The sequence below is a fragment of the Thermophilibacter sp. genome, from assembly GCF_966187215.1.
In genome coordinates, this window is sequence record NZ_CBIFYV010000085.1 from 1 (window position 1) to 9,414 (window position 9,414).

Consider the following 9,414-nt stretch of genomic DNA (forward strand, 5'->3'; position numbering starts at 1 on the left):
GTAGCCGGCCTTATGGGGGGGGGGTGCGCTACCCCCCCCCCTTCCCCCGCTCGATTCGTGACCCGCCGGTCCTCTCGCCTACTGCTCGGGGCAGAGCGAGAGCGCCGCCTCGTCGGCGACCACGACGCAGTTGGTGTGGAGCTGCAGGATAGAGGCGGGGCAGCTCGGCGTCACCGGGCCGAAGCACATGTCGCGCACGGCCTGGGCCTTGGACTCGCCGTTGGCGACCACGAGGATCTGGCGCGCGTACATGATGGTCTGCACGCCCATCGTGTAGGCCTGGCGCGGCACGTCCTCCTCGCGCTCGAAGAGGCGGCTGTTGGCCTTGATCGTGGACTCGGTCAGGTCGACGCAGTGCGTGCCCTTGGAGAAGTGGTCGTCGGGCTCGTTGAAGCCGATGTGGCCGTTGTTGCCGATGCCCAGCAGCTGCAGGTCGGGATAGCCGGCCGCGGCGACGAGGCGGTCGTACTCGGCGCAGGCGGCAGCGGCGTCGGGGTTGGCGCCGTCGGGCACGTGCGTGTTGGCGAGGTCAATGTTGACGTGGTCGAAGAGGTTCTCGCGCATGAAGTAGTGGTAGCTCTGCGGGTCATCGTGGCTGAGCCCGCGGTACTCGTCGAGGTTGTAGGTGCTGACCTGGGAGAAGTCACAGTCGCCCTTGTGGTTCCACTCGGCGAGCTGCTTATAGGTGCCGATCGGCGTGGTGCCGGTGGCGAGGCCGAGCACGCAGTTGGGCTTGAGGATGACCTGGGCCGAGATGATGTTGGCCGCCTTGCGGCTCATGTCGGCATAGTCCTTGGCACGGAGGATCTTCATGGTGCGTCCTTTCATAGACCGGTGGGCGACGCGCCCGCCGTGCGGCCCCATCGGCCGCGGCCAATGTGACTGCGACCACCAGGGCGAGGTCGCCAACGAGCTATGAGAGGAGCCGCCGCGTCGGGGCCCCTGCCCGTCCACGACGGCCCGGGGCCGGGCCCCGGACGTGCCTATGATGCTACCGCGACGGCGACGCGTCTAGCGGAGCTTCGCCGAGAGGTCCTGAAGCGCGTGGAAGCGGTGGGAGATGCGGTTCTTCTCGTCGAGGGTGAGCTCGGCCATCGTGCGGCCCGGGGTCTCGACGGGAAGGAACAGCGGGTCGTAGCCGAAGCCGTGGTCGCCGCGGGGCTCGTGGCCCACCGCGCCCTCGCAGTCGCCGTCGCCGCGCAGGACCTCGTCGCCGCGGACGAGCACGACGGTGGAGTGGAAGCGGGCCGCGCGGCGCTCGTCGGGCACGTCCGCCATCTCGCGCATGAGCTTGGCGTTGTTGGCGGCGTCGTTGCCGTGCTCGCCGGCCCAGCGCGCGGAGTGGATGCCCGGCGCACCGTCGAGCGCGTCGACGCACAGGCCCGAGTCGTCGGCGACGGCCATGGCCAGGCCCGTCTCGGCCTGGGCGGCACGCGCCTTGATGAGGGCATTGTCAAAGAAGGTCTGGCCGTCCTCCTCGGGATCGGGGAAGTCCCCCAGCTCGCCGAGGGCCACGAAGCGCGCGCCCGGCATCGCCGGGGCGAGGATGGCCTCGATCTCGACGACCTTGTGCGCGTTGCCCGTGGCCACGACGACCGTGCGCTCCGGATCGAGCGTCCCGCGTACGTTATCTGCGGCGTACCCCATGCGTCTCCCTCCAAGTGGGTGCAATAGCTCCGCCCGTTACACTAAATCGCGCGGCGTTGTGCATTATGTGCCTTTCTTACACAGGATAATCGGGCCATTTGGCGCCCGCAACAGAGTCCAGCCAAACGCTTGCCGATACTACCCCGAAAACGTGCAGTTGAATATTTTTAACTAGTTTGTTGCGCGGAATCGCCTGTGTAAGAAATCGGGATATTGCACAGCAGCGCGCGATTTTGTGTAACGAAATGGCCTATTGCGCGCCCGAGGCGGCAACCGGGAGCACGGGCCGCCGGGCCCGGCGCGTCACGCCAGGCGAAAGCCCGTGACCTCGCTCTGGGCTGCGCAGAGCCGCTCGACGCCCGCCTGGGCGAGGTCGAGGAGCTCGTCGAGCTGCGTGCGGTCGAGCGTGGAGCGCTCGCCGGTGCCCTGCACCTCCACGATGCGCCCGTCCGCGGTTCCCACGAGGTTGAGGTCGACCTCCGCATGGGAGTCCTCGGGATAGTCGAGGTCGAGGAGCGCCCGCCCGTCGACGAGGCCCGCCGACACGGCGGCAACCTGTCCCGTGAGCGGCAGCCGCGGGAGGCGCCCGCGCTCCACCATGGCCGCCAGCGCGTCGTGCAGCGCGACCCACGCGCCCGTCACCGACGCCGTGCGCGTGCCGCCGTCCGCCTGGATGACGTCGCAGTCCAGCGTGATCGTGACCTCACCCAGCCGGTCGAGGCGCGTCACGGCGCGCAGGCTGCGGCCAATCAGGCGCTCGATCTCCATCGAGCGGCCCTTGCGCCCCCGGTACTCGCGCGGGGTGCGACGGTTCCCGGAGGCGGGCAGCATGGCGTACTCCGCCGTGACCCAGCCCGCGTGCGCGCCCCTGCGCCAGGCGGGCACGCCCTCCTCGACCGTGGCGGTGCAGAGCACGCGCGTGTCCCCGAACTCGGCGAGGCACGAGCCGTCCGCGTTCTTCATCACGGCTCGCGTGAGCGCAACGGGACGCATCTCGTCAACGGCGCGGCCGGCGGGGCGCCGCTCGGGGGTCGCCGAATCGCTCATGGTCCCTCCTCGGGGCTCTTGGGAAGGCCCTCGCCGCCGCGGCGACAAGGGCCGAGAAGACCTGGTGGGCGATGACGGATTCGAACCGCCGACCTTGTGCGTGTAAGGCACCTGCGCTAGCCGCTGCGCCAATCGCCCGATGGGGGCAGTCTAGCATAGACGACCTGCTCGCCGTCGTCCGGGTCCGGCCGGCGCGGGGAGGTTCCGGCGCTCGGACAGCTTGCCGCAGAGGGCGCGGCAAGAACTCGCGGCGGGACCTCCCCGCGCCGGCCGGACCCTGCGGGTATACTGGTCGCTATGAATACGGTGACCCTATCGGACATAGCAGCGGCTATCGCGGTTGGAGGCGTGGGGATCTCACCTGTGGGGGCAACGAGTGCCGTTGCCGTCACGGGCACGTCGTGCGACTCGCGGGCGGTGCGGCCCGGCGACCTCTTCGTCTGCAAGGGCACGGCGTTCCGGACCGAGTTCCTGCGGTCGGCGCTCGACGCCGGGGCCGTCGCGTATCTCTGCGACGGGGCCCGTGCCGCCGAGCTCGCGGCGGCCGCGCCCGGCGTCCCGGCGCTCGTGACGCGCGAGATTCGCCCCGCGATGGCCCTCGCCTCCGCGGCGGCCTACGGACACCCCGACCGTGACCTGCCGATCGTTGGCATCACGGGCACCAAGGGCAAGACCACCGCGGCCTACATGCTCCGCTCGATCGTGGACGCCGCGCACGGCGATGGCTCCTGCGGGATGATCGGCACCGTCGAGACCTACGACGGCGCCGGGGAGGCCCCCGCCCGCAACACCACGCCCGAGCCACCCGACCTCTGGCGCCACCTGGCCAACGCCCGAGACGCCCGTCTCGCCGCCCTGGCGATGGAGGTCTCCAGCCAGGCCCTCAAGTACGACCGCACGCTCGGCGTCTCCCTCGCGGCGGGCTGCTTCCTCAACATCGGGCTCGACCACATCTCGCCCGTTGAGCACGCGGACTTCGAGGACTACTTCACCTCCAAGCTGCGCATCTTCGAGCAGTGCCGCACCGCCGTGGTGAACCTCGACTCCGAGCACGCGGACCGCGTCCTCGAGGCGGCCCGCTCCGGCTCCGCCGAGCGCGTGGTCGCCTTTGGCATCGACCGCCCCGAGGCCGACGTCTGGGCCGAGGGCCTCGCCGACGCCGAGGAGGGAATCTCGTTCACCCTGCACCTCCGCGACGCCTCCGCGCGCGTGAGCCTCCCCTTCCCCGGCGCCTTCAGCGTCTCGGACGCGCTGTGCGCCGCCGCGGCCGCCGACCTTCTTGGCATCGGCGTCGAGAAGGTCGCGGAGGGCCTGGCCGCCACGCGCGTGCCCGGGCGCATGGAGTTCCACCGCTCCGCCGACCGCCGGCTCACTGTGGTCGTTGACTACGCGCACAACGGCTACGCCTTCGAGTCGCTGCTCTCGGCCGTCGCCGGCACGTTCGCCGGGGCGCGCGCGATCGCGGTCTTTGGCGCGGTGGGCGGCAAGGCACAGGAGCGCCGCCGCGACCTGCCCTCCGTTGCCGCGCGCTACGTGGACTACATCGTCCTTACCTCGGACGACCCCTGGACGGAGGACCCGGCCGACATCTGCCGCGAGATGGAGGCGGCGCTGCCGGCCGGCTTCCCGCACGAGGTCGTCCTCGACCGCGAGCGGGCCGCCGAGCGCGCCTTCGAGCTGGCCGAGGGCCAGCGCAGCGTGGTGCTGCTCCTGGCCAAGGGGCACGAGAGGTACCAGCACACGCGCGACGGCTTTGTCCCCTGCGCCTCTGACTGCGAGCTCGCCGAGCGCGGCGTGGCCGCCTACGACCGCGCGCACCCGACCGGGCGCTGACGGGCGATGGCCGCGCCCGTGGTCATAGGCATCGTCGCCGGGCCGCGCGACGGCGAGGTGACCTCCGCGCTGCTGCGCACGATCCTCGACGGCGACGAGCCCTACGGGCGCGCGGGCGTGCTCGGTGCCCGCGAGACCTACGACGGCGTCGAGTGGACGCCGCGACCCGCGCCCGGCGCCGGCGGCCCCCTCGCGCGCTGGGACGACCATCTGGCCCACGCGCGCGAGCGCGGCCTCCCCTACCTAATCGCGGAGCTCGGCGAGAAGGACCCGCGCCCGCAGGTCGACCTGCTCTGCACGCTCGGCGCGGGCGGAGCCGGGACGGTGCGGGCGGGCGGCCGCGGCCTGAGCTTCTCGGCGCGCTCGCCGATGGCAGACGTGGGCGCCGGTGCGATCCGCTCCGGCTACGGCCTCGTCAGGTTCCGCGCCACCACGCCCTCCTGGGACGACGTGGTGGCCCTGCCGCTCACGGGCGCCTTCAACGTGGGCCCCGCGCTCGCCGCGATCGGCGTCTGCGAGCTGTTGGGCGTCGACCGCGAGCAGGTGGCGAACGGCCTGCTCCACGCGCGCGCGTCCGCGCACGGCGGGCTCTGCTCGAGCCCCGACGGCCGCGTCTTCGCCCTCATCGAGGACAGCGCCGACCCCCGCGACGGCGAGCGGCTCGCCGAGGCGGCGCGCGCCGACTACGAGTCCTTCGTCCACGAGACCGTGCGCGGCGCCGGCGCGGTGGACGCGGCCGTGGCGCACGCCTACAAGCGCGACGGCGCGACGATGCTCGTGCTTCTCGGCGACCCCGCCGACCGGCTGGAGGACGCCTTCCAGCTCGCCACCCGCCGACGTGCCAAGATCGTGGCCTGACGCGTCAACGAGCGCGGCACAAGAAAAGGCCCCGGCGCGCGGTCGGGGCCCTCTGGTCACGTTGTGCGAGCGACTTAGAAGTCCACGTCGACGTCGTTGTAGACGCACTCGAGGAGCTTCTCCATCTCCTCCTGCGTGGGCTGACGCGGGTTGGAGCCGGTGCAGGCGTCGAGGATGGCGTTGGCCGCCACGTCGTGCTTCTTCTCCTCGAACTCGGCGTAGTCGATGATGGACTCGTCGGCCTTCACGCCGCCCTTGCCGTAGTTCTTGATGCCCTGCGGGATGTTGAGCTTGTCGTTGAGATCGCGGATCTCCTGGACCAGAGCGGCCACGAGCTCGTCCTCGGTCTCACCGCTGAGGTGCAGGATCTCCTTGGCGATGTAGGCGTAGCGGCTCTTGGCGCGGGCGTCCTTGGCGTTGAACTGGATGACCTTGCCGAGGTACATGGCGTTGGCGCAGCCGTGGATGATGTGGTCGCCGGAGAAGGCGGCGCCGGTCTTGTGCGCCATGGAGTGCACGATGCCGAGCAGGCCGCTCGAGAAGGCGATGCCGGCGATGCACTGGGCCTCGTGCATGTGCTGACGGGCCTCGTGATCGCCCTGGTAGGACTTGGGCAGCCACTCCACGATCTCACGGATGGCGTGCAGCGCGTTGGCGTCGGTGAACATGGAGCCCGCGGTGGAGACGTAGGCCTCGATAGCGTGGGTCAGCGCATCCATGCCGGTGTGCGCGCAGAGCTTCTGCGGCATGGTGTAGGTGAGCTCGGGGTCGACGATGGCCACGTCGGGCGTGATGTTGAAGTCGGCGAGCGGGTACTTGATGCCCTTCTCGTAGTCGGTGATGACGGAGAAGGCCGTGACCTCGGTGGCCGTGCCGGAGGTCGAGGCGATGGCGCAGAAGTGGGCCTTCTGGCGCAGCTCGGGGAAGCCGAACGGCACGACGGCCTGCTCGAAGGTGAAGTCGGGGTACTCGTAGAAGAGCCACATGGCCTTGGCCGCGTCGATCGGCGAGCCACCGCCCAGGCCGATAATCCAGTCAGGCTGGAACTCCTGCATGGCCTTGGCGCCCTTCATGACGGTGTCGACCGACGGGTCGGACTCGACGCCCTCGTAGATCTGCACCTCGAAGCCGGCCTCCTTGAGGTCAGCCTCGACGTCCTGCAGGAAGCCGCCGCGACGCATGGAGCCGCCGCCGGTGACGATCATGGCGCGGGAGCCCTTGAGGTTCTTGACCTCGTGACGGGCGCCCTCGCCAAAGTACAGGTCACGCGGATTGGTGAAACGTCCCATAACTCTCCTCCAATTCCTGAGCCGCCGCCCCCGCGGCGGATTCCAAGGGGCAGTATTACCCGTTTTGGAAAGCGGGCGACGCGTACCCGCGAGCGGCTCGGTAAGCGGGGCGAGCGGCGCGCGGCGAGAGGGGCGTGGGGCGTTGGGGCGGGCGCGCGGCAGCAACCGCGGGATGCGCGCCGGGTGCGCCGGTCGGCTACCATGGGGGACGAGAGGAGGCTCCATGGCCCACGACCCCAGGCGCGAGGACTACCAGCGCATGGCGCTGCGCTTTGCGCTGACGCTTGACGACGACCCCACCGGCGCCGTGCGGGCGATGGCCTCGTTCGGCCGGCGGCTCGCGCGCGACCGCGACTCGCTGCCCCAGACCGACGCCGACCGCGCCTTCCACCTGGTTACGCTGGCCGCCGACCTCATCGACTACCAGCTGCCCTTCGCCGACGACCACCAGGCCGAGCAGCTCACGGCGCGCGCCGAGGCTCTTCTCGACGAGGCGCTCTCGCTCGACCCCGCCTGCCACGACGCCGTGCGCATGCGCCGGATAGCGCGCGACGGCTCGGCGGAGCGCCGCTACCGCGCGCTGGCCGACGGTGCCGACGCGGTCCGGGCATCGTGCGAGGCGGAGCGCGACCGAATCTGCGCGGGCCTCGGCGACGAGCGCCGCGCGCTCGCAGCGGAGGTGGCGATGCGCCCCTGGCAGCGCTGGATGGCCGAGCTCGCCGAGGACGCCCTCATCTGCGGCCGCAACCGCAGGGCCGTCGAGGCGTCGGAGCGGCTGCTCGAGGCCGATCCGCGCGACACCTCCGACGTGCGCTTCACGCTGGCCTACGCGCTGGCCAAGCTCGAGGACGAGACGGGCCTCGCGCACCTGGTCGCCCGCTATCCGTCGCTCTGCGCCCCGCGCGCGACCGACGACGCCTGGATCCTGCTCGCCCAGGTGGCGCTCGCGCACCGGCGCTGGGACCTCTCGGCCGCGCGCGAGCTGCTCGCGCGGCTGCTGCGCAGCTATCCCGGCTCCGGCGCGGCGCTCATCCGGCAGACCGAGCTCCCCGACGGCGCGTTCGCGCGCCTGCGCGTGCCGCCCTACGGCTCCGACGAGCTCATCCTCGCGGTGAGCGAGGGGACGGTGCTGCTGCAGGAGGGCCGCGAGAGCTCGGGGCGCGGCGCGCTGGGCGCCTGGGTGGCGCGCGCGACGGCCGAGCTGGACCCGCAGGCGGCGCGACAGGCCGCCGAGGCCGGAGGGGAGACGCGTCGATGAACGCCTGGGACGAGCTGGTGGAGCGCTGCGCCCGGCACCGGCGCGAGAAGATCGGGCCGCTCTCGGACCAGGCCTACGACGAGCTGCTCATCGTGGTGCGCGAGCACCCCATCGAGTATGTGGACACGCCGGCCGACCAGGCGTTCCTCGAGCTCGCGCGGGCCCTCGACGCCTATCGCGCCGCCCGTCGGGAGGCCGAGGACCTCGATGACGACGCGTTCGAGGCCGCGCGGAGCCGCGCGCTCGCGACCCTGCGCCTCGCCTGCGACCACGCCGCGCGCGTCGACGAGGGGTGCCTCGACGCCCGGCTCGTGGGGCTTCTCGCCGCCGAGGAGGACCCGGACTCGCTGCTCAAGGGGCTTCTCGACCTGGAGCTCGCGACGGACGGGCGAGGCGCGGGCAACCTGGAGGGCGCCTGGGAGGACGTCTTCCGCCGGCCGCGGCTGCGCCTGAGGGCGGCCGTGGCCCGAACGTGCGCGGAGGGCGCGCGCTTCAAGATGGCCGAGTCGGCCGCCGCCTCGGTGATTGACGCCGCGCCGTCCGACCCGCTCGGCGCCCGGCACACGGCGATGCTCGCCTGCGCCCGGCTCGAGGACGAGGCGGGGCTCGGCGAGCTGGAGGCGCGCTTCTCGGGACGCGAGAGCGCCTGGTCCCACCTCGCGCGCGTGCTGCTGCTCTACAAGCTGGACCGGACGGCCGCCGCGCGGCGGGCGCTACGTGGGTTCGACGACCTCTGCGCCGGCGGCGCCTACGCGCTGCTGCGCCCCAGCTACGTGGACCCCTACCTGCCCGACCGGCCGGAGGCGGAGCCGCGCGGCTTCGAGGAGGGCCTGCTCGCGGTCCACGAGGCCGAGCCGATCATCGCCGACGTGCCCGAGTTCGTGGACTGGTGCCAGGGGCACGACTGGTTCGTGGCGTCGGCGCGGCGCTTCGCCGAGAGGAACGACCTCGACTGGTAGCGCGGCGTCGGCCGGCGTCCCTCCCGCCCCCCCATTCGCCCCGTTCCCGCTCCCCCATATTCTCCTCTTCCACGAATTAACACGCACAATATGACAAATCCATTTTTCTTTCCTGCAAATATATGAATATGAAATCATTTTTTGCGGGTTAATTGGGAGCGCGAGAGTGGATGCGCGGCGAGAGGGGCGCGACGGGGCGGGCGCGGGCATCGGACGCGACGAGAGGGGCGCGCGGGTCGTCGGGCGCGGCGAGCAGGGCGCGCAGGTCGTCGGTCCCCGCGACCGGCACGAAAAACGCCCGGGGCGGGCCCCGGGCGTCAGAGTCGTGGTGCCCCCAACGGGAGTCGAACCCGTGTCGTCGCCTTGAAAGGGCGATGTCCTAGGCCACTAGACGATGGGGACGCGCGGCTAGTATATCAGAGCCCCCGGGCCGCGAACGGCCCGGGGGCGTCACGTGCTGGTAGGGGCGGTGGGACTCGAAACCACAATCCTCGCGGCCGAAGATTTTAAGTCTCCTGCGTAT

8 protein-coding genes and 2 tRNA genes are annotated in these 9,414 nt (G+C 71.4%); 4 read left to right on the forward strand and 6 right to left on the reverse strand.

Annotated features, from left to right (window positions below; all coding sequences use genetic code 11):
* Positions 1-78: 78 nt before the first annotated feature.
* From nagB to ACWTSU_RS07035, 4 genes are all read right to left on the reverse strand, one after another.
* Entirely contained in the window at positions 79-813 is a 735-nt protein-coding gene (nagB, locus tag ACWTSU_RS07020) for a glucosamine-6-phosphate deaminase (RefSeq protein WP_455139156.1), read from the reverse strand.
* Positions 814-1,011: 198 nt separating this feature from the next.
* On the reverse strand, positions 1,012-1,647 hold the full coding sequence (rdgB, locus tag ACWTSU_RS07025) for an RdgB/HAM1 family non-canonical purine NTP pyrophosphatase (RefSeq protein ID WP_455139157.1): 636 nt from the start codon (positions 1,645-1,647) through the stop codon (positions 1,012-1,014).
* Between the two features lie 303 nt (positions 1,648-1,950).
* The gene (rph, locus tag ACWTSU_RS07030) at positions 1,951-2,694 is read right to left on the reverse strand and encodes a ribonuclease PH (protein WP_455139158.1); all 744 of its coding nucleotides are present in this window, start codon (positions 2,692-2,694) and stop codon (positions 1,951-1,953) included.
* Between the two features lie 62 nt (positions 2,695-2,756).
* A tRNA-Val gene (locus tag ACWTSU_RS07035) sits at positions 2,757-2,832 on the reverse strand.
* Between the two features lie 225 nt (positions 2,833-3,057).
* Here ACWTSU_RS07035 and ACWTSU_RS07040 point away from each other — a divergent pair.
* Positions 3,058-4,527: a Mur ligase family protein gene (locus ACWTSU_RS07040; RefSeq protein WP_455139159.1), complete on the forward strand. Its 1,470-nt coding sequence runs from the start codon at positions 3,058-3,060 to the stop codon at positions 4,525-4,527.
* A gap of 6 nt (positions 4,528-4,533) precedes the next feature.
* A complete protein-coding gene (locus ACWTSU_RS07045; protein WP_455139160.1) occupies positions 4,534-5,385 on the forward strand; it encodes a hypothetical protein in 852 nt (283 codons plus the stop codon).
* Positions 5,386-5,459: 74 nt separating this feature from the next.
* On the opposite strand, the gene ACWTSU_RS07050 is transcribed toward ACWTSU_RS07045, so the two are convergent.
* The gene (locus ACWTSU_RS07050; RefSeq protein ID WP_455139161.1) at positions 5,460-6,674 is read right to left on the reverse strand and encodes an iron-containing alcohol dehydrogenase; all 1,215 of its coding nucleotides are present in this window, start codon (positions 6,672-6,674) and stop codon (positions 5,460-5,462) included.
* Positions 6,675-6,897: 223 nt separating this feature from the next.
* Here ACWTSU_RS07050 and ACWTSU_RS07055 point away from each other — a divergent pair, with 223 nt between their 5' ends.
* Both ACWTSU_RS07055 and ACWTSU_RS07060 read left to right on the forward strand, forming a co-directional pair.
* Entirely contained in the window at positions 6,898-7,932 is a 1,035-nt protein-coding gene (locus ACWTSU_RS07055; protein WP_455139162.1) for a response regulator receiver protein, read from the forward strand.
* Positions 7,929-8,891 carry a hypothetical protein gene (locus ACWTSU_RS07060; protein ID WP_455139163.1) on the forward strand — a complete coding sequence of 321 codons (963 nt, stop codon included), beginning with the start codon at positions 7,929-7,931 and terminating at the stop codon, positions 8,889-8,891. The genes ACWTSU_RS07055 and ACWTSU_RS07060 overlap by 4 nt, the downstream gene beginning before the upstream one ends.
* A gap of 326 nt (positions 8,892-9,217) precedes the next feature.
* On the opposite strand, the gene ACWTSU_RS07065 is transcribed toward ACWTSU_RS07060, so the two are convergent.
* Positions 9,218-9,293, reverse strand: a tRNA-Glu gene (locus ACWTSU_RS07065).
* Positions 9,294-9,414: the final 121 nt, after the last annotated feature.